Below are 18668 nucleotides of genomic sequence, written 5' to 3'. Positions count from 1 at the left end.
GGCTCCAGGACGTTTGATGGCTACACAAACCGCGTCCGGCGCGGTTATTCTGGAGGGCACAGGGTTACCAGTTGGCGGGGGAAGGGATCAATGGAAAAAGTCATCGTCATCACCGGCGGCAGCCGTGGTATCGGCGCGGCGACTGCGTTGTTGGCGGCACGGCAGGGTTATCGGATCTGCATCAACTACATGAGCGACGCGGACGCCGCCCATGCGGTACTGGAGCAGGTCCGGGCATTGGGCGCACAGGCCATCACGGTGCGGGCGGATGTCAGTATCGAGGATGAGGTGATCCGCCTGTTCAGCCGGGTGGACGCCGAGCTCGGCCCGGTCACCGCGCTGGTGAACAACGCCGGGACCGTCGGGCACAAGTCGCGGGTCGATGAAATGTCCGAGTTCCGCATTCTGCAAACCCTGAAGGTCAACACCCTGGCGCCGATCCTCTGCGCCAAGCATGCGGTGTTGCGCATGTCGCCGCGCCATGGCGGGCAGGGCGGCAATATCGTCAATGTGTCTTCGGCGGCGGCCCGTCTCGGCTCGCCCAACGAATACGTGGACTACGCGGCCTCCAAGGGCGCGCTGGACACCTTCACCCTCGGCTTGTCCAAGGAGCTGGCGGGCGAGGGCATCCGCGTCAACGCGGTGCGCCCCGGCTATATCTACACCGAATTCCACGCCTTGAGCGGCGACGCGGATCGGGTCAGCAAGCTGGAGTCGGCCATTCCCATGGGCCGTGGCGGCCGCGCCGAAGAAGTGGCCGAGGCGATTGTCTGGTTGCTTTCGGACAAGGCTTCCTATGCCACCGGGACCTTTATCGACCTGGCCGGCGGCCGCTGAGTCGGTTTCGGTCGCCAGGGTGTCGTTCCGGCGCACTCGTCGTTCTGCCCGTATCCTCAGTATGTGACGGCTGAAATTCACCGTCTGCGCTGACTTGCTCAGCCGTCACAGAGGATTGTCCGATGACCGTCACCTTCCGTCCGGCACTACGCACGGATGCCCGCGAGATTGCCCGGCTGTTCCAGATCTCCTCGGAGGGGGCCGCCGACTATATCTGGAGCCGGATCGCCGAGGAGGGCGAGTCGCTGCTGGATGTCGGCGAGCGCCGCTACCGCCGCGAAGGCGTGGAATTCTCCTATGAAAACTGCCTGATGGCGGAGGCCGGCGGCCAGGTCATCGGCATGCTGCACAGCTACCCGATGCTGCACGACCCCGATCCGGCGCCGGCCACCGACCCGGTCCTGGCGCCCTATGCCGACCTGGAAATTCCCGACACGCTGTATATCTCCAGCCTGGCCTTGCACGAAGGCTGGCGCAACCAGGGGCTGGGCGCACGTTTTCTCGCGCTCGCCCGCCAGCGCTGCGCGGCACTGGGGCTCAAGGGCCTGAGCCTGATCGATTATGCGATGAACAGCGGCGCCTGCCGGTTCTACACCCGCCACGGTTTCCGGATTGTCGGTGAATGCCAGGTGGTGCCCCATCCGCTGATCCGGGTGACCGGCGCGGCGTACCTGATGCACTGGTCCGCCGAGGTGCCGGCCTGAGCGTCAGAACGAACGGACGATGCGCCCCAGGGTTTCCATGGCTTTCTCCGAGGCGTCGTCCCAGGGGCTGCCGTAGTTCAGGCGAATGCAGTTCCTGAAGCGCCGGGCCGGTGAAAAGATCGGCCCCGGGGCAATGCTGATGCCCTGGGCCAGGGCCATCTGGAACAGCTTCAACGAGTCCATCTGCTCCGGCAGCTCCAGCCACAGGAAGTATCCTCCGGCCGGCTGGCTGACCCGGGTCTGTGCCGGGAAGTAGCGGGCAATGGCCGCGAGCATGGCGCTCTGCTGTTCTTCCAGGGCATAGCGCAGGCGGCGCAGATGGCGGTCGTAGCCGCCATGTTGTAGGTAGTCGGCGATGGCCGCCTGGGCTGGCATCGAGGCGCAGAGCGAGGTCATCAGCTTCAGCCGTTCGATCTTCTGCGCATAGCGTCCCGCCGCGACCCAGCCGATGCGGTAGCCCGGGGCCAGGCTCTTGGCGAACGAGCCGCAATGCATCACCAGGCCTTCGCTGTCGAACGCCTTGGCCGGCTTCGGGGCCTGTTGCCCGTAATAGAGTTCGGCGTAGACATCGTCCTCGATCAGCGGCACCTGGTGCTCGCGCAGCAGTTCCACCAGTGCCTGTTTCTTCGCCTCGGGCATGGTCGCGCCCATGGGGTTCTGGAAACTGGTCATGCACCACACGGCCTTGATCGGGTGGCGCTCGAGGGTCTGCGCCAGCACGCCGAGGTCGATGCCGTCCCGTGGGTGCACGGGGATTTCCACCGCCTTGAGCTTCAGGCGTTCCAGTACCTGCAGGCAGGCGTAGAACGCCGGGGCTTCGATGGCGACCAGATCGCCGGGCTCGGTGACGGCTTGCAGGCACAGGTTCAGCGCCTCCAGGGCGCCGTTGGTGATCAGCAGTTCCTCCATGGGCAGCATCAGCCCGCCGACCATGTAGCGCAGGGCGATCTGCCGGCGCAGTTGCGGGTTGCCCGGCGACAGGTCGGTGACCACCATGCGCGGGTCCATCTCGCGGCTGGCGCTGGCCATGGAGCGGGCCAGGCGTTGCAGGGGAAACAGCATCGGGCTGGGGAAGGCCGAGCCGAAGGGCACGGTGGTCGGGTCCTTGATCGAATCGAGCACCGAGAACACCAGCTCGCTGACATCGACCTCGGTGGACTCGTGGACCTGGTGGCTGATCACCGGCTCCGAGAACGGGCTGGGTGCATGGGTGTTGACGAAGTAGCCCGAGCGCGGCCGGGCGCGAATCAGCCCGCGGCGCTCCAGCAGGTAGTAGGCCTGGAACACCGTGGACGGGCTGACGCCGTAGGTCTGGCTGGCATAACGCACCGACGGCACCCGCTGCCCGGGCCCGAGGACTCCGGAGCGGATCAGTTCGGCGATATCGTCGGCGAATTTCTCGTAGCGTTTCATGGTGGCTTGGCTCATTCGATGCAGGCACGCAAGTCTTGTTCGAGGGGCGTTCCCGGGGCTTCTCGCGCCCGGGGATTCTATGTCATCAGCGATTCAGCGGGGCGACAAAGCGGGTCTTCGCCACGCTGTAGATACCGGGCTCATCGTCATCGATCACGCGAAAACCGAGTTCGCGGGAGCTGCTCGCCGGTTTGTCGGTGGTCATCGCCACCGAGACGGGGAAGTCGGCGATCTCGCCGGGCGCCAGGCTCAGCTCGGTCTTGCCCTGCAACTGGAAACCCTCGCCGTCGAGCAGTTCCAGACGGTACTGCTGGCGTTGCTGGGTCTTGTTGATGACTTTGAGGCTGTAGATGTTCTCGATCTGCCCCTGGCTGTTTTCCCGGAACAGGCCGCGGTCCTTGCTGACGTCCAGCGACACCATCGGCCGTTCGACCAGCGCCACCACCAGTGCGCCGATCATGATCAGCAGCACCGCGCTGTAGCCGATCAGCCGTGGCCGCAGCAGGTGGGTCTTGCCACCCTGCAACTGATGCTCGGAGGTGTAGCTGACCAGCCCGCGGGCATAGCCCATCTTGTCCATGATCGAGTCGCAGGCGTCGATGCACGCCGCGCAGCCGATGCATTCCATCTGCAGGCCGTCACGGATGTCGATGCCGGTGGGGCAGACCTGCACGCACATCTGGCAGTCGATGCAGTCGCCGAGGCCGACGCTGGCCGGGGCCACCTCACGCTTGCGCGGGCCACGGTTCTCGCCACGAGCGGCGTCATAGGAGATGGTCAGGGTGTCCTTGTCGAACATCACGCTCTGGAACCGCGCATAGGGGCACATGTGCATGCACACCGCTTCGCGCAGCCAGCCGGCGTTGATATAGGTGGCGCCGGTGAAGAACAGCACCCAGAACAGGCTGACGCCGCCGATCTGCAAGGTCGCCAGTTCATGGACCAGCGGCCGGATCGGCGTGAAGTAGCCGACGAAGGTCAGTGCGGTCAGCAGGCTGATGGCCAGCCACAGGGTGTGCTTGGCGGCCCGCCGGGCCAGTTTGTTCGGCCCCCAGGGCGCCGCCTGCAGCTTGATCCGCTGGTTGCGCTCGCCCTCGGTGACTTTCTCGCACCACATGAACAGCCAGGTCCAGGAACTTTGCGGGCAGGTGTAGCCGCACCAGACCCGTCCGGCGAACACGGTGATCGCGAACAGGCCGAAGGCACAGATGATCAGCAATGCCGAGAGCAGGATAAAGTCCTGGGGCCAGAAGGTCGCGCCGAAGATATGGAACTTGCTGTTCGCCAGGTCCCACAGCACGGCCTGGCGCCCACCCCAGTTCAGCCAGACGGTGCCGAAGAACAGCAGGAAGAGAAAGCCCGCGCCGCTCAGCCGCAGGTTGCGGAACAGGCCGGTGAAGCTGCGGGTATGGATCAGGTTGTCGCTGGACTTGGCCTTTATGTTCCTGCGCTGAAAATCGGACGGCAAAGGTTCGAAGGTTTCAACTATCTGGACCGGGATTCGTTCGCTCATGGTCTGTCGCTCGTCAGCCTCCATCAGGCCAGGGCACTATGCCGAGCGAACTGTTTGCATAACAGACTCAGGTATTTGAATAAAAAGCGGATCAGATGGCCGCGAGCGACCACCTGCGACAAGTTGCCTCACCGCCTGCGACGCCACGAACGGCGTGCCCGCCGCCGTTTGGCACAAGGGCGCGGCAGGCACGCTGACACGGGTCAATCAAATCACCGAATCACTGGAAGTGGTCTTCACGTGGTGGCGGCCATCGAATGCACCCGCGACGGTCAACGCATCGGCTTCCTGTTCGGTGATCACGATCGACTGGCCGTCGAGTTCCGCGCGGGACATCCTCAGGGCGTCATCGGTGGTGATGGTCACGTCCCTGGCCGAGCCGTGGACCTCGATAGGGTTTCCTTCATGGTCCCCTTCCAGGGTGCAGGTCTGGCTGCTTGGATCGATCTTCACGGGCATGGTGTTCTCCTTTTTCTCTGGCTGACAGGCATTAGGTCGCCGGGGCCGGCCATCGTTCGTCGCAGCCGATTAGCGGTCATGGACCGAACTGGCGCACTCGCGGGGGTGTCCATCCCTTATCGACCGCAAAGAGGGCAGGATCATGCAGGCCTGGTGGCACACCGTATGGATGACGCTGCAAGCTGAATTCGCCGATATCGGCGATGCCCAGCAGGTGACCCGGATCACCTTGCGCCTGTTGATTGCCGCCCTGCTCGGCGGGGTGCTGGGTTTCGAGCGGGAACAGAAGGGCAAGGCCGCGGGTGTGCGCACCCATATGCTGGTCGCCCTGGGCGCGGCGCTGTTCGTGCTGGTGCCGCAGATGTCCGGGGCCCAGGCCGATGCGATGAGCCGGGTGGTGCAAGGGGTGATCGCCGGCATCGGCTTCCTCGGTGCCGGAACGATCCTCAAGGGCCATGCCGACGAGGAAGGCCAGCACGTCAAGGGCCTGACCACCGCCGCCGGCCTATGGATGACCGCCGCCATCGGCGTGGCGGCGGGCCTGGGGCGGGAGTCGACCGCAGTGCTGAGCACACTGCTGGCCCTGGGGGTGTTCAGCCTGATGCCCCGGGTCGTGCGGCTACTGGAAAAACAGCCGCCCGCGCCCTAGGCGTTGTCTATTCTTGCTGCGCGATCACCGGCGGCATGGTGGTCGGCGGCTCGATCTTCGGCGGCGGGGTGGTGCCGGGCGGTTCTTGCTCCGGCACCGGTTGCGGCTCGGTCGGCGGCAAGGTCGGCTGGTCGATATTGGGATCGGGCGTTTCTGCCGGAATCGGAATATTCATGAAGTGGCCTCTTTTATGCGTGGTCCGGGCCTGCAGGGTCCCGGCACCGTGTGTAGCGGTTGACCCTGTGCATTCGCGGTTGACTGCACTTTTTGGACGAGTGGACGTTCCCGGCAAATCCGTCTGAACTTTTCAGCGGGCCTCCGGCTCCGAACTTGAGCGGCCTTTCAGGATGAAGCCAGTCGCGACGAACCATGATCATGCAGGGTAGAGCGTCCACAGGACGTAAGGAGTGATGCTCGATGACAGCTGATAAATCGTTGGACGAGGAAATCACCGAAGTCCTGCCTTTGTCCCAGGCGCTATTGTTGCCACGCATCGCCATCGAGAACGTGACGCCGTCCGTCGATGGTGGGCACTTCGCGGTCAAGGCAGTGGCCGGGCAGGAACTCACGGTGAGCGCCAAGGTGTTTACCGATGGGCATGACAAGCTGGCGGTGATGCTGGCCTGGAAGGCCGCCGATGCCGCCGACTGGCAGCGCTCGGTGATGACCGACCAGGGCAATAACGCCTGGCAGGGGCGGCTGCGGGTCGGCGGCCAGGGCCATTATGTGTATCGGATCGAGGCCTGGATCGATCAGTTCGGCAGCTTCTGCTACGAACTGGAGAAAAAATTCGTCGCCGGGGTGCCGATCGACCTGGAATTGCAGGAAGGGCGCGAACATGTGCATCAGGCCATCGAACGCAGCCAGGGCGACCTGGTGCAGCGCCTGACGGCCTTGCATGAGGAACTGTCCCACCTGTCCAACGACGGCCAGGTCGAGTGTTTTCTCAAGCCGGCCACGGCGGTTCTGATGCGTCTGGCGGATCATCATGCCTATCTCAGCCGCAGCTATGATTTTCCCCTGGAAGTCGAGCGCGGCCTGGCGCAGTTCGCCAGCTGGTACGAGTTGTTCCCCCGTTCCGTCACCGACCGTGCGTCGCGCCATGGCACCTTCAATGATGTGCACGCGCGTTTGCCGGCGATCCGCGACATGGGCTTCGACGTGCTGTACTTCCCGCCGATCCACCCCATCGGGCGCCGCCATCGCAAGGGCCCGAACAACGCCCTGACGGCCGGTCCCGACGATCCGGGCAGCCCCTATGCCATCGGCAGCGAGGAGGGTGGGCACGAGGCGATTCACCCGCAACTGGGCAGTCGCGAGGACTTCCGGCGACTGGTGGCCGCCGCCGCCGACCATGGCCTGGAGATCGCCCTGGATTTCGCCATCCAGTGTTCCCAGGACCACCCCTGGCTGCAGCAGCATCCCGGCTGGTTCAACTGGCGGCCGGACGGCACAATCAAATACGCCGAGAACCCGCCGAAGAAATACCAGGATATCGTCAACGTCGACTTCTATGCGGCCGATGCCATTCCCAGCCTGTGGATCGAGCTGCGCGATATCGTCCTCGGCTGGGTCGGGGAGGGCGTGAAGATCTTCCGCGTCGATAACCCGCACACCAAGCCGCTGCCCTTCTGGCAGTGGCTGATTGCCGATGTGCGCGGTCGTCATCCCGAGGTGATCTTCCTCGCCGAGGCCTTCACCACGCCGGCGATGATGGCGCGCCTGGGCAAGGTCGGTTACTCCCAGAGCTACACCTACTTCACCTGGCGCAATACCAAGGCCGAGCTGGCGAGCTATTTCACCGAGCTGAACCAGTCGCCCTGGCGTGAGTGCTACCGGCCGAATTTCTTCGTCAATACCCCGGATATCAACCCGGCGTTCCTGCATGAGTCGGGCCGCGCCGGCTTTCTCATCCGCGCGGTCCTGGCCACCATGGGCTCTGGCCTGTGGGGTATGTATTCGGGATTCGAGATCTGCGAGTCGGCGCCGGTGCCGGGCAAGGAAGAGTACCTGGACTCGGAGAAGTACGAGATCCGCCCGCGGGACTTCAACACGCCGGGCAATATCATTGCCGAGATCGCCCAGCTCAACCGTATCCGCCGCCAGCACCCGGCGTTGCAGACGCACCTGGGGCTGCAGGTCTACAACGCGTGGAACGACAACATCCTGTACTTCGGCAAACGCACCGCCGACCGCAAGAGTTTCATCCTGGTGGCGGTCAGCCTTGACCCGCACAACGCCCAGGAGGCGCATTTCGAACTGCCGCTGTGGGAGTTCGGCCTGCCTGACGATGCCCCGACCCGGGGTGAAGACCTGATGAATGGCCATACCTGGACCTGGTACGGCAAGACCCAGTGGATGCGCATCGAGCCCTGGCACCAGCCGTTCGGGATCTGGCGGATCAGCACGATCTGATGATCAATGATCGTTCCCTCGCTTGGCGTGGGAATGCGGCTCTGGATGCTCCGCGTGCGCTTTGGTAACGCGGAGCGTCATCGGATGCATGCCCGCGAGGAGCGTGGGAACGATCGTCAAAAGAGGAATGAAGCATGGCGAAGAAATCCCGCCCAGCAACCTTTATCAATGACCCCCTCTGGTACAAGGATGCGGTCATCTATCAAGTGCATGTAAAGTCCTTTTTCGACTCGAATAACGATGGTATCGGCGACTTTCCCGGCCTGATTGCCAAGCTCGACTATATCGCCGACCTCGGCGTCAACACGATCTGGCTGCTGCCGTTCTACCCCTCGCCACGCCGCGACGATGGCTACGACATCGCCGAATATCGCGGGGTCCACAGCGACTACGGGACCCTCGCCGATGCCCGGCGGTTCATCGCCGAGGCGCACAAGCGCGGCCTGCGGGTGATCACTGAGCTGGTGATCAACCACACCTCCGACCAGCACCCCTGGTTCCAGCGGGCCCGCAAGGCCAAGCCGGGCTCCAGTGCGCGGGACTTCTATGTGTGGTCCGACACCGATGACAAGTACAACGAGACCCGGATCATCTTTCTCGACACCGAGAAGTCCAACTGGACCTGGGACCCCGTCGCCGGCCAATACTTCTGGCACCGTTTCTACTCCCACCAGCCGGACCTGAACTTCGACAATCCGCAGGTCATGAAGGCGGTGCTGTCGGTGATGCGCTACTGGCTCGACATGGGCATCGACGGCCTGCGCCTGGACGCCATTCCCTACCTGATCGAGCGCGACGGCACCAACAACGAGAATCTGCCCGAGACCCACCAGGTGCTCAAGCAGATCCGTGCCGAAATCGACGCCCATTACCCCGACCGCATGCTGCTGGCCGAAGCCAACCAGTGGCCGGAAGACACCCAGTTGTATTTCGGTGACCAGAAGGGCGACAACGGCGACGAATGCCACATGGCCTTCCACTTTCCGCTGATGCCGCGCATGTACATGGCCCTGGCCCAGGAAGATCGCTTTCCGGTCACCGATATCCTGCGCCAGACCCCGGAGATTCCCGCCAACTGCCAGTGGGCAATCTTCCTGCGCAACCACGATGAACTGACCCTGGAAATGGTCACCGACCGTGAGCGCGACTATCTGTGGAATTACTATGCCGCCGACCGCCGGGCGCGGATCAATCTCGGTATCCGCCGGCGCCTGGCGCCGCTGATGGAACGTGATCGCCGGCGGATCGAGCTGCTCAACAGCCTGCTGCTGTCGATGCCGGGCACGCCGACCCTGTACTACGGCGATGAAATCGGCATGGGCGACAATATCTACCTGGGCGACCGCGATGGCGTGCGTACGCCGATGCAGTGGTCGATCGACCGCAACGGCGGTTTTTCCCGCGCCGATCCGGCCAGCCTGGTACTGCCACCGATCATGGACCCGCTCTACGGTTATCCGTCGGTGAACGTCGAGACCCAGGCCGGCGATCCCCATTCATTGCTGAACTGGACCCGACGCCTGCTGGCGGTGCGCAAGCAGCAGAAGGCCTTTGGTCGCGGCAGCCTGAAAATGCTCTCGCCGGCCAATCGCCGGATCCTCGCCTACACCCGCGAATACACCGGGGCGGATGGCAAGAGCGAAATCATCCTGTGTGTCGCCAACGTCTCGCGTACCGCCCAGGCAGCGGAACTGGACCTGTCGCACTTTGCTGGCAAGGTGCCGGTGGAGATGCTCGGGGGCAACGCTTTTCCGCCTATCGGGCAACTGAATTTCCTGCTGACCCTGGCGCCTTACGGCTTCTACTGGTTCCTCCTGGCTGCCGAGACGCAGATGCCCAGCTGGCATGTGGAAGCCCCCCAGAGCCTGCCGGACTTCACCACCCTGGTCCTGAAAAAGCGCCTCGAAGAATTGCTCGAAGCCCCTTCGCGCACCACCCTGGAGCAGGTGTCGTTGCCCGAGTGGCTGCCCAAGCGGCGCTGGTTCGCCAACAAGGATGCCGCCATCGAACAGGTGCATCTGCTCTATGGCCTGCGTTTCGGCGATGCCCAGCAGCCGGTGCTGCTCGGCGAAGTCGAGGTGACGGTCGGCGGCCAAGTCAGCCGCTACCAGATACCCTTCGGTCTGCTGGCCGAAGAGCACATCAACGCCGCGCTGCCCCAGCAACTGGCACTGGCCCGGGTCCGACGCGGGCGCCAGGTGGGTCTGATCACCGATGCCTTCAGTCTCGAGAGTTTTGTGCGGGCGGTGATCCAGGGCTTGCAGGCGGGCAGCGTGCTCAGCGGCAGCGCCGGCGAGCTGCATTTCCAGGCCAGCGCCGAACTGCTGGCGCAGCCGTTGCCGGCGGATGCCGAGGTGCGTTACCTGTCCGCCGAGCAGTCCAACAGCTCGGTGGTGGTGGGGGAGCGGGTGATGCTCAAGCTGATCCGCAAGGTCAGCGCCGGCATTCACCCCGAACTGGAAATGAGTGCTTACCTGAGTGCCGCCGGCTTCAGGAATATTTCGCCGTTGCTGGGGTCGGTGGTGCGCCGTGATCCGGAGGGCGGGGAAAGCCTGCTGATGATTGCCCAGGGCCTGCTGAACAACCAGGGCGATGCCTGGGTCTGGACCCAGAACAACCTGGAGCGGGCGATCCGCGATGAACTGGCCGACGGCACGGTCGAGCACCCGCAGCCGTTCAATGCCCTCGACGAACTGGCGAACTTCGCCGGCTTGCTGGGCCAGCGCCTGGGCGAGATGCACCAGGTGCTGGCCGCGCCGACCGCCAATGCGGATTTCAGCGCCCAGGTGAGTACGGCCAAGGACAGCCAGGCCTGGGGCAAGCAGATCGGCAGCCAGATGACCCGGGCCCTGCAATTGCTCGAACAGCATCAGGCGCAACTGGCCCCCGCGGACCAGGCCCTGGTCAGGCACCTGACGGCCCGGAAAAAGGCCATCGTCGCCCATGTCCAGGCGCTTGCCGCGCAGGTGCAGGGCGGCTTGCGCATTCGCGTGCACGGCGACCTGCATCTGGGTCAGGTGCTGGTGGTGCAGGGCGATGCCTACCTGATCGACTTCGAGGGCGAACCGGCGCGTTCGTTGCAGGAGCGTCGAGGCAAGCACAGCCCGTACAAGGATGTCAGCGGGGTGCTGCGCTCGTTCGACTATGCCGCGGCGATGGCGCTCGACCGCTCCCACGCCGGCGACTCCTCGCCGGAGGCGCAAGCCGCGCTGCAGCGGGTTGCCGAGCGTTACCTGAAAGATTCGCGCGAGGCGTTTATCCGGGCATATCGGCAGGCAACGACTAGTCTTGCTCATGCATGGCAGGACCCGGCGGGCGCGGAAGCGGCCCTGGCCCTGTTCAGTCTGGAGAAGGCTGCCTACGAAATTGTCTATGAGGCGGAGAACCGTCCGACCTGGCTACCCGTGCCCCTGCACGGCTTGAGCGGGTTGTTGAGTGAGGTGAAATCCTTGTCCGGTGGAGAGCAGCAATGAGTTCAAGTAAGGAACAAGGTAAGACAAAGGCCAGCCTGTTACCCGCCAGCCACGATATCGAAGCGCTGGTGCGGGCCGAACACCAGGACCCGTTTGCCATTCTCGGCCCCCACGACGACGGTGCGGGCGGGCAATTCATCCGTGCGTTCCTGCCGGGGGCGCTGAGCGTCGAGGTCCTGGCCCGTGGCAGCGAGGAGGTGCTGGGCCGCCTGGACAGCAGCGCGGTGCCGGGCCTGTATGTCGGCCGTTTCGCCGATCGCCAGCCCTACCTGCTGCGGATCCAGTGGGCCGGCGGCGAGCAGATCTGCGAAGACCCCTACAGCTTCGGCCCCTTGCTGGGGGAGATGGACCTGTACCTGTTCGCCGAGGGCAATCATCGCGACCTGAGCGGCTGTTTCGGTGCCCAGGTGATGACGGTCGACGGCATCGACGGTGTGCGCTTCGCGGTCTGGGCACCGAACGCCCGGCGGGTGTCGGTGGTCGGTGACTTCAATATCTGGGATGGCCGTCGCCATCCGATGCGCCTGCGCCATTCGAGCGGGGTCTGGGAAATCTTTATCCCGCGCCTGCATCCGGGGGAGGCCTACAAGTACGAGATTCTCGCCGCCGACGCGATCCTGCCGCTCAAGGCCGACCCGGTGGCACTGGCGACCCAGTTGCCGCCGGACACGGCCTCGCGGGTGGCCTCGCCGCTGCGCATCGACTGGCAGGACCAGGAGTGGATGCAGGCGCGCGGCGAGCGGCAACGGCCGGACGCCCCGCTGTCGATCTATGAACTGCACGCCGGTTCCTGGCAGTGCGAGATCGATGAGGTGGGCGAGGTGTCCCGCCAGTACAGCTGGGGCGAGCTGGCCGAGCGGCTGATTCCCTATGTCCGGCAACTGGGCTTCACCCATATCGAACTGATGCCGATCATGGAGCATCCCTTCGGTGGCTCCTGGGGCTATCAGCCGCTGTCGCAGTTCGCGCCCAGTGCCCGGTATGGCACGCCGGACGAATTCGCCGCCTTCGTCAATGCCTGCCACCAGGCCGGTATCGGCGTGATTCTCGACTGGGTACCGGCGCATTTTCCCACCGATACCCATGGCCTGGCGCAATTCGACGGCACGGCGCTGTACGAGTACGGCAACCCGCTGGAAGGCTTTCACCAGGATTGGGACACGCTGATCTACAACCTCGGACGCACCGAGGTGCACGGCTTCATGCTGGCGTCGGCGCTGCACTGGCTCAAGCATTTCCATGTCGACGGGCTGCGGGTGGATGCGGTGGCCTCGATGCTCTACCGCGACTATTCGCGCAAGGCCGGGGAGTGGGTACCCAACCGCCATGGCGGCCGCGAGAACCTCGAGGCCATCGATTTCCTCCGTCATCTCAACGATGTGGTGGCCCTGGAAGCCCCGGGCGCGCTGGTCATCGCCGAGGAGTCGACGGCCTGGCCGGGAGTCAGCCAGGGCACCCAGCAGGGCGGCCTGGGTTTCGCCTACAAGTGGAACATGGGCTGGATGCATGACTCGCTGCACTACATCCAGCAGGACCCGGTGTACCGCGCGCACCACCATAACGAGCTGAGTTTCGGCCTGGTGTACGCCTGGTCCGAGCGTTTCATCCTGCCGATTTCCCATGATGAAGTGGTGCACGGCAAGCATTCGCTGATCGACAAGATGCCCGGCGACCGCTGGCAGAAGTTCGCCAACCTGCGGGCCTACCTGAGTTTCATGTGGGGGCATCCGGGCAAGAAGCTGCTGTTCATGGGCTGTGAGTTCGGCCAGTGGCGCGAGTGGAATCACGACCAGCAACTGGACTGGTACCTGCTGCAATACTCCGAGCACCTCGGTGTGCAGAAGCTGGTGAGCGATCTCAACCAACTGTATCGCGACGAGCCGGCGCTGTACGACCAGGACGATGCCCCCCAGGGCTTCCAGTGGTTGATCGGCGATGACGCGACCAACAGCGTCTACGCCTGGCTGCGCTGGAGCCGCGAAGGGCGACCGCTGCTGGTGGTCGCCAACTTCACCCCGGTACCGCGCGAGGCGTATCGGATCGGCGTGCCTTTTGCCGGGCAGTGGAAGGAGGTGATCAACAGCGACGCGGCGATCTATGCCGGTTCCAATTATGGCAATGGGGGCGGGGCTTTCACCGAGGACCACGCCAGCCATGGACAGGCCACGTCGCTGGTGCTGAACCTGCCGCCGCTGGCGGTGTTGATGCTGCAGCCGCAGGGGCACTCCTGAGGTCGCGATCCTTGTGGGAGCCGGCTTGCCGGCTTGCCGGCGATGAGGTCCGCGAGGACGCCAGGCGCTTCGCGGCGGCGCGGCGTCCCGACAAGCCCGCTCCCACAGGGGGCGGTGCCTACCAACGCATCCTTACGCCGATATTGCCGATGATCCCATTGAGGCCATTGTCATCGGAGGTGCCGCTGTAGTCCGCGCTGACATACAGGCTGACGGTCGGCGAGACCCTGGCCACCAGGCCCAGTCCCAGTTCCACGGTGGAGGCATTGCGACTGCTGCTGATCTTGTCGACCTGTTCCAGGCTCAAGGTGTTGCCGGTGCCGAAGGTGTGCCAGAAGTTGGTGCGCAGGTAGGGTTCCACCGGCAGGCCTCGGACCTCGTAGGCGCCTTTGAGGCGGGCGCCGATCCTGCCGCTCCAGAGCGACTGGTCCGCCGAGGCCTCCGTCAGGCCGGCGACATTGCCGCTGACTTGCTGGTTGACCAGCTGTGCCTGGGGTTCTATGACCCAGTTGTTCCCCAGGCCGATGGGGAAGCCACCTTCCAGGGAAAACGTCTGGCCCCTGGAGGACGTGGCTTGCAGGGTGCCCTGGGGCGAGCGGATATAGGTCGTGCCCTGGTTGTTCATGGCGGTGAGATTGACGTGCCAGCCCTGCTGTCCGGTCAGGCTCCAGAACGCCCCGACATTGTTGCCCGCGGCATTCAGGCCGTCGGCGCGCGGATCGCGGGGCGCCATGACAAATCCGTCAACCTGGTCCAGCGGTCCGCTTTGTCCGGTGAATACCCCGGCCCTGACAGTGTGCCCGCCGCTGCGATTGGCATAGGCGCCAGGGATGATCAGCAGGTCGCCGAAGGCACCGGAAAACAACGGGTCGAGGTTGCCGGCCTCGCTCAGGCCCAGCGCCCGGTCATGGAATCCCGTGTAGGTTTCGGGGTTGCCATTGTTCGCCACGATGGCGGCAAAGCGCGCTCCGGGCAGGCGCTCGCTGTTATCCAGCGCCCATGGCTGGCCGGCAGGCAACAGGGAGGGGGTGTTGCTGGCAAGCCAGAGCGGCGGATCGTCCTCGGCCGGGGCCGCCTGCAGTTCCACGGCGGAACACAGCAGGAGGGAAGTCGAAGCCAGATTGACCATTGTCCTCAGGGTGGGGTGGATCATGAACGTTTTCATCGGGTGTTCCTTGCTGTCGCATAGATACCTGCACTGGCGTCTCTCCTACCCCCGAACGAGGGGCGGCCGAAATCATCGGGGCAAACCCTCGGCGACCCGCTTCAGGCGGGCATCCGAGGGCTTGTCCCTTGGGTTTTAAAACCGGGGATAGTCACTTTGTAGCTAAGGAGAGGTGTGGGGTTGCGTCAAGAAAATAGCGAATAAACAGACGGGCTGAATCAGTGGATTCAACCCGTTGATCATAAGGTTATTTAGCCTATTCGCATTGATTCTGAGCAGGCCTGAAAAGCGTACTTTTCGGCCCCTCTGACTCAGATGAACACCATCTCGAAGGGCTGCCGCGCCCGTTCGATCAACGCCGGCATCAGGATCGGCTGGATACCGCGTTCGGGGTCGCCCTGCAACTGGCTGTGATAGGCATGGATCGCGTGCAGCTTGCGCGCCACGCCCCAGGTGTCGACGCGCACCTTGCGTGCCCGGTGCCAGGGGATCAGGCCTTCGTCACGCAGGGGCCGGAACCAGGCCCAGACCGGCAGCTCGACCAGCCGCGCGCCGGTGGCGGTACAGGCCCGGGCGCTGGCACGGCCGACCGCGTCATGATCGGCATCGCCATCTTCCCGCCAGGTGGTGAACACCACGTCATCGGGGCGCAGGTAGCGCCGCAGGCACTGGTAGATGGCATCTTCCTGTTGTTCCAGGGCGCCATGCTGGAAGCCGCCGCGAATCCACTTCAGGCTGTGCAGTTCGATGCCCAGGCGGCGCAGGGCCTCGGCGGTTTCCTGTGGACAGACCACGCTCAGGCGTTGCTCCGACCAGATCCGCGATCCCGGATAGGTGGCGCTGCCATCGGTGATGGAGATCAGTTGCAGGGGATGTTCGAGGGTCGAGAGCATCTGCAGCAGGCCGCCGCAACTGTGGACTTCGTCACCGGGATGAGGGGCGATGACCACCACCCGGCTACCCGGTTCGACCAGGCGATTGAGACTCAGCGTCGGCACCCGGGCCAGTTGCCGCGAAGCGTTCCAGATCAGCGGCGCAGCCTCGTTGCGGGCTGCGGATTGATGTTTCATGTGGCCACGTCCTTGTGTGGTGAGAGTGTGCACGTTGATTCAGACAGCAGGTGCGGGCGCCCCCATCCTGGAGCGCCGACGGCAAGTATCGCTCAAGTTGTCCGAAATGCGACTTTTATTGTTACGGACTCGCCGGCTCCTCAGTCCTCTTCATCGTGTTGCAATTCGAACATCACCAGCGAGCGTCCGGTGAGGGTGTATTCGCTGTTGAACGCGAAGCGCTCCTGGCCCTTGATCACCACGTCGTTGGTATCGACCATGCAGGTCCAGTACATGCCCTGCGGGACCTCGGGCAGGCGGAAATTGACCCCGTCATGGTGGGCATTGACCGCGATCAGCAGGGTGGCGTCGGCACCGGCGCGACGGATGCCGGAAACCTGCGCCCGCCCGTCGAGCAGCATGCCCAGGCAGCGGCCGTGACCGTCGTGCCATTGCTCGGTGGTCATTTCATTGCCGTCCGGGGCCAGCCAGGTGACGTCCTTGACGCCGATCTCCTCGTTGTAGTCGCCCACCAGGAAGCGCCCCCGGCGCAGGATCGGGTAGGCCAGACGCAGCTTGACCAGGCGCTTGACGAAGCGCAGCAGGGATCTGCCGTCATCGTCCAGGTCCCAGTTGACCCAGCCGATCTCGCTGTCCTGGCAATAGGCGTTGTTGTTGCCGTGCTGGGTACGGGCGAATTCGTCGCCGGCGACGATCATCGGCGTGCCCTGGGCCAGCAGCAGGGTCGCGAAGAAGTTGCGCATCTGGCGCAGGCGCAGGGCGTTGATCGCCGGGTCGTCGGTGGGACCTTCGACACCATGGTTCCAGGACAGGTTGTTGTTGCTGCCATCCTGGTTGTTTTCGTCGTTGGCCTCGTTGTGCTTGTCGTTGTACGACACCAGGTCGTGCAGGGTGAAGCCATCGTGGGCGGTGATGAAGTTGACCGAGGTGTAGGGGCGCCGGCCACGCTGGTTGAACAGTTCGCCGGAGGCGGTCATGCGTCCGGCGAAGTCGGCGAGCTGGCCATCGTCGCCTTTCCAGAAGGCCCGCACGGTGTCGCGGAAGCGATCGTTCCATTCGACCCAGCCCGGCGGGAAACCGCCGACCTGGTAGCCGCCGGGCCCGCAGTCCCAGGGTTCGGCGATCAGCTTGACCTGGCGCAGCACCGGGTCCTGGCGGCAGGCGACGAGGAAGCTGTGACGCTCGTCGAAACCATCGTGATAGCGCCCGAGAATGGTCGCCAGGTCGAAGCGGAAGCCGTCCACGTGCATTTCCGTGGCCCAGTAGCGCAGCGAGTCGGTGACCATCTGCAGGACGCACGGATGGCTCAGGTCCAGGGTGTTGCCGGTGCCCGAGTCGTTGATATAGAAACGCTTGTCGTCCGGCATCAGCCGATAGTAGGAGGCGTTGTCGATACCGCGCATGGACAGCGTCGGACCTTGCTCGTTGCCTTCGGCGGTATGGTTGTAGACCACGTCCAGGAGCACTTCCAGGCCGGCTTCGTGCAGGTGCGCGACCATCTCCTTGAACTCGGCGATCTTGCCGCTGGCGAGGTAGCGCGGATCGGGGGCGAAGAAGGCGATGCTGTTGTAGCCCCAGTAGTTGGTCATGCCCTTGTGCAGCAGGTGCTGGTCATTGACGAAGGCATGGATTGGCAGCAGTTCGACCGAAGAAACGCCCAGCTTGCGGATATGTTCCAGCACGTCATCGACCATCAATCCGGCAAAGGTGCCGCGTACCGCCTCGGGTACGGCGGGATGACGCATGCTGATGCCGCGCACATGGGTTTCGTAGATGATCGTGCGGTCCCAGGGCACGCTGACCCGTTGGTCCTGGCCCCAGGTGTGGGCGGGGTCGATGACCTTGCTCTTGGGGACGAAGGGTGCACTGTCGCGCTCGTCGAAGCTGAGGTCGGCGTCCGGGTGGCCGATGGTATAGCCGAACAGCGCCTCGGACCATTTGAGCTGGCCGACCAGTTGCTTGGCGTAAGGGTCGATCAGCAGTTTGTTGGGGTTGAAACGATGACCGTTGCCCGGGTCGTAGGGACCATGCACCCGATAGCCGTAGATCAACCCCGGATGGGCGTCGGGCAGGTAGCCGTGATAGATCTCGTCGGTGTATTCGGGGAGTTCGATGCGTTCCAGCTCGACCTCGCCCGTGGCGTCGAACAGGCAGAGTTCGACCTTGGTGGCGTGGGCGGAAAACAGCGCGAAGTTGACCCCCAGGCCATCCCAGGTGGCGCCGAGCGGGAAGGGCAGGCCTTCACGGATGCGTGAGGCTTCGCCTTCGGGTGTCGGCGTGGTTTGCTTGGGCTTGGTCATGTGGTACTCCTGTGCTTTCGGCGACCTTGGGGGGCTGTTCGCGGGCGAGCCCGCTCCCACGGTCGATCGCCCTCATGCTCCGTGGGGGGGATGTCTTGTGGCGTGCTTTGCGTCCGCTGCGTGGCGCGCAGCGTCAGCCGCTGCTCAGCTGGCCGGCTTGCGTGGCGCGCGCGGCTTTTTGGCCGCTGGCTCTGCTGCCGGGGTTGCCGGTTTGGCAGCGGCTTTCACCGCCGGCTTGGCGACGCTCTTGGCCGTCGGGGTGGCGGCCTTCGGCTTGGCCTTGGCGGTGGCCGGCTTGCTCGGTGCCAGGGCCTCGGCTTCGGCCAGCTTGCGGGCCATTTCCCAGTGACGGGCTTCCTGGCCGTCGGGCTGTCCCTCCGATTGCCAGATCTGATAGGCAAATTCACGAATGCGTTTTTCGTCGGTACTCATCGCCATG

General features: G+C 64.3%; 14 protein-coding genes. 6 read left to right on the top strand and 8 right to left on the bottom strand.

Translation table 11 applies throughout. The features are described 5' to 3' along the window. The first annotated feature begins 90 nt into the window (after nt 1-90). Together ACL9RJ_RS13245 and ACL9RJ_RS13240 are read left to right on the top strand one after the other, a co-directional pair. Nucleotides 91-837, top strand: coding sequence for an SDR family oxidoreductase (locus ACL9RJ_RS13245; protein ID WP_017125010.1), 747 nt, complete (start codon nt 91-93; stop codon nt 835-837). A gap of 122 nt (nt 838-959) precedes the next feature. After that, nucleotides 960-1541, top strand: coding sequence for a GNAT family N-acetyltransferase (locus tag ACL9RJ_RS13240; protein ID WP_017125011.1), 582 nt, complete (start codon nt 960-962; stop codon nt 1539-1541). A 3-nt stretch (nt 1542-1544) separates the two neighbouring features. Here the strand turns inward: ACL9RJ_RS13240 and mapR are convergent, their stop codons facing one another. From mapR to ACL9RJ_RS13225, 3 genes are all read right to left on the bottom strand, one after another. Continuing rightward, the gene (mapR, locus tag ACL9RJ_RS13235; RefSeq protein WP_017125012.1) at nt 1545-2954 is read right to left on the bottom strand and encodes a GntR family transcriptional regulator MpaR; all 1410 of its coding nucleotides are present in this window, start codon (nt 2952-2954) and stop codon (nt 1545-1547) included. Nucleotides 2955-3039: 85 nt separating this feature from the next. Beyond that, nucleotides 3040-4467 carry a cytochrome c oxidase accessory protein CcoG gene (ccoG, locus tag ACL9RJ_RS13230; protein ID WP_017125013.1) on the bottom strand — a complete coding sequence of 476 codons (1428 nt, stop codon included), beginning with the start codon at nt 4465-4467 and terminating at the stop codon, nt 3040-3042. A 207-nt stretch (nt 4468-4674) separates the two neighbouring features. After that, the gene (locus tag ACL9RJ_RS13225) at nt 4675-4926 is read right to left on the bottom strand and encodes a DUF3203 family protein (RefSeq protein WP_017125014.1); all 252 of its coding nucleotides are present in this window, start codon (nt 4924-4926) and stop codon (nt 4675-4677) included. A gap of 142 nt (nt 4927-5068) precedes the next feature. On the opposite strand from ACL9RJ_RS13225, the gene ACL9RJ_RS13220 reads away from it, so the two are divergent. Further along, nucleotides 5069-5575 (top strand): MgtC/SapB family protein, encoded by a 507-nt coding sequence (locus tag ACL9RJ_RS13220; RefSeq protein ID WP_177085980.1) that lies wholly within the window; start codon nt 5069-5071, stop codon nt 5573-5575. Nucleotides 5576-5582: 7 nt separating this feature from the next. On the opposite strand, the gene ACL9RJ_RS13215 is transcribed toward ACL9RJ_RS13220, so the two are convergent. Beyond that, the gene (locus ACL9RJ_RS13215; RefSeq protein WP_017125015.1) at nt 5583-5750 is read right to left on the bottom strand and encodes a hypothetical protein; all 168 of its coding nucleotides are present in this window, start codon (nt 5748-5750) and stop codon (nt 5583-5585) included. A gap of 242 nt (nt 5751-5992) precedes the next feature. Here ACL9RJ_RS13215 and ACL9RJ_RS13210 point away from each other — a divergent pair, with 242 nt between their 5' ends. The 3 genes from ACL9RJ_RS13210 to glgB all read left to right on the top strand — a co-directional run bounded on the left by ACL9RJ_RS13210 (nt 5993) and on the right by glgB (nt 13694). After that, entirely contained in the window at nt 5993-7990 is a 1998-nt protein-coding gene (locus ACL9RJ_RS13210; RefSeq protein ID WP_422765326.1) for an alpha-1,4-glucan--maltose-1-phosphate maltosyltransferase, read from the top strand. A gap of 134 nt (nt 7991-8124) precedes the next feature. After that, a complete protein-coding gene (treS, locus tag ACL9RJ_RS13205; RefSeq protein WP_422765325.1) occupies nt 8125-11463 on the top strand; it encodes a maltose alpha-D-glucosyltransferase in 3339 nt (1112 codons plus the stop codon). Further along, complete coding sequence (gene glgB / locus ACL9RJ_RS13200; protein ID WP_017125018.1) at nt 11460-13694, top strand: 1,4-alpha-glucan branching protein GlgB; 2235 nt, start codon at nt 11460-11462, stop codon at nt 13692-13694. The genes treS and glgB overlap by 4 nt, the downstream gene beginning before the upstream one ends. Nucleotides 13695-13812: 118 nt before the next feature. On the opposite strand, the gene ACL9RJ_RS13195 is transcribed toward glgB, so the two are convergent. From ACL9RJ_RS13195 to ACL9RJ_RS13180, 4 genes are all read right to left on the bottom strand, one after another. Next, on the bottom strand, nt 13813-14859 hold the full coding sequence (locus ACL9RJ_RS13195) for an autotransporter outer membrane beta-barrel domain-containing protein (protein WP_177107895.1): 1047 nt from the start codon (nt 14857-14859) through the stop codon (nt 13813-13815). Nucleotides 14860-15170: 311 nt separating this feature from the next. Continuing rightward, complete coding sequence (locus tag ACL9RJ_RS13190; protein WP_103033132.1) at nt 15171-15929, bottom strand: PIG-L deacetylase family protein; 759 nt, start codon at nt 15927-15929, stop codon at nt 15171-15173. Between the two features lie 140 nt (nt 15930-16069). Beyond that, entirely contained in the window at nt 16070-18229 is a 2160-nt protein-coding gene (gene glgX / locus ACL9RJ_RS13185) for a glycogen debranching protein GlgX (RefSeq protein WP_422765323.1), read from the bottom strand. A 144-nt stretch (nt 18230-18373) separates the two neighbouring features. Then, on the bottom strand, nt 18374-18661 hold the full coding sequence (locus ACL9RJ_RS13180; protein ID WP_177127508.1) for a DUF2934 domain-containing protein: 288 nt from the start codon (nt 18659-18661) through the stop codon (nt 18374-18376). Nucleotides 18662-18668 lie beyond the last annotated feature (7 nt).

Source organism: Pseudomonas sp. Mn2068, from assembly GCF_049319725.1.
Classification (GTDB): Bacteria; Pseudomonadota; Gammaproteobacteria; order Pseudomonadales; family Pseudomonadaceae; genus Aquipseudomonas; species Aquipseudomonas gingeri.
This window is presented reverse-complemented; position numbering and strand designations above follow the sequence as displayed.

Excerpts from the sequence above, each read along its gene's own strand:
- ACL9RJ_RS13245 (WP_017125010.1), top strand. The coding sequence starts at position 91 with ATGGAAAAAGTCATCGTCATCACCGGCGGCAGCCGTGGTATCGGCGCG.
- ACL9RJ_RS13240 (WP_017125011.1), top strand. The coding sequence starts at position 960 with ATGACCGTCACCTTCCGTCCGGCACTACGCACGGATGCCCGCGAGATT.
- mapR (WP_017125012.1), bottom strand. The coding sequence starts at position 2,954 with ATGAAACGCTACGAGAAATTCGCCGACGATATCGCCGAACTGATCCGC.
- ccoG (WP_017125013.1), bottom strand. The coding sequence starts at position 4,467 with ATGAGCGAACGAATCCCGGTCCAGATAGTTGAAACCTTCGAACCTTTG.
- ACL9RJ_RS13225 (WP_017125014.1), bottom strand. The coding sequence starts at position 4,926 with ATGCCCGTGAAGATCGATCCAAGCAGCCAGACCTGCACCCTGGAAGGG.
- ACL9RJ_RS13220 (WP_177085980.1), top strand. The coding sequence starts at position 5,069 with ATGCAGGCCTGGTGGCACACCGTATGGATGACGCTGCAAGCTGAATTC.
- ACL9RJ_RS13215 (WP_017125015.1), bottom strand. The coding sequence starts at position 5,750 with ATGAATATTCCGATTCCGGCAGAAACGCCCGATCCCAATATCGACCAG.
- ACL9RJ_RS13210 (WP_422765326.1), top strand. The coding sequence starts at position 5,993 with ATGACAGCTGATAAATCGTTGGACGAGGAAATCACCGAAGTCCTGCCT.
- treS (WP_422765325.1), top strand. The coding sequence starts at position 8,125 with ATGGCGAAGAAATCCCGCCCAGCAACCTTTATCAATGACCCCCTCTGG.
- glgB (WP_017125018.1), top strand. The coding sequence starts at position 11,460 with ATGAGTTCAAGTAAGGAACAAGGTAAGACAAAGGCCAGCCTGTTACCC.
- ACL9RJ_RS13195 (WP_177107895.1), bottom strand. The coding sequence starts at position 14,859 with ATGAAAACGTTCATGATCCACCCCACCCTGAGGACAATGGTCAATCTG.
- ACL9RJ_RS13190 (WP_103033132.1), bottom strand. The coding sequence starts at position 15,929 with ATGAAACATCAATCCGCAGCCCGCAACGAGGCTGCGCCGCTGATCTGG.
- glgX (WP_422765323.1), bottom strand. The coding sequence starts at position 18,229 with ATGACCAAGCCCAAGCAAACCACGCCGACACCCGAAGGCGAAGCCTCA.
- ACL9RJ_RS13180 (WP_177127508.1), bottom strand. The coding sequence starts at position 18,661 with ATGAGTACCGACGAAAAACGCATTCGTGAATTTGCCTATCAGATCTGG.